This is a genomic window from Vibrio sp. 1249-1 (assembly GCF_033340495.1).
Genome location: NZ_JAWOWJ010000745.1, coordinates 1 through 621, shown reverse-complemented (window position 1 = coordinate 621; position 621 = coordinate 1). Strand labels below are relative to the sequence as shown.

At 45.6% G+C, this 621-nt stretch carries 1 protein-coding gene; it reads right to left on the bottom strand.

Going from position 1 to position 621, the window contains the following annotated elements; genetic code table 11:
- Window positions 1-621, bottom strand: a 621-nt coding sequence (locus R7Z50_RS28690) for a transglycosylase SLT domain-containing protein (RefSeq protein WP_318149907.1), incomplete at both ends; no start/stop codon positions are given.

Sequence of the window (621 nt, the reverse complement as noted above, 5' to 3'; positions counted from 1 at the left end):
TAGATGACGTAGTAACGGTTCACGCTGGTCACATAACTGACCGTTGATCTGAGGCTTTTTCGCATGACCACTTCGACATTATTAAACCAAACGTTGGGGTCGTAGCCTTGCTGTGCGGCTCGCTTGCGCATTTTCTCGACATTACCTGGGCCTGCATTGTAAGCCGCCAAGGTAAAGTAAATTTTGTTCTCAGCCGTAATGGCCTTATCGCCAAAGTACTGCCGACGTAAAAACGCTAAGTATTTCGCTCCTGCGTGGATGTTGTTTTCGAGTTGTCGAACATTTTTGATGTTGATGTTTGGATCGCGCGCTGTGCTCGGTAAGACTTGCATTATGCCCACAGCGCCTCTTGTGCCGACTAAGTTGTTATTAAATCCGGACTCTTTATACGCAACCGCCGCAATCAGCAAATAATCCAAGTCATATTTCTCCCCGTAGCGCGAAAACAGCGCCGACAGTTTTTCTAGCTGGGCAATTTTCTTAGGGTTAAGTGCCTTATTGAGCCAATTGGTATTGTCGATGTATTTGCTATATATGACGTTTCCAAGGAGTGTGCCTGAACGAGATTTTTGGATGAATTTGTTCACCACTGCTTTGAGTTGAGGACTGTTTTGTCGCATT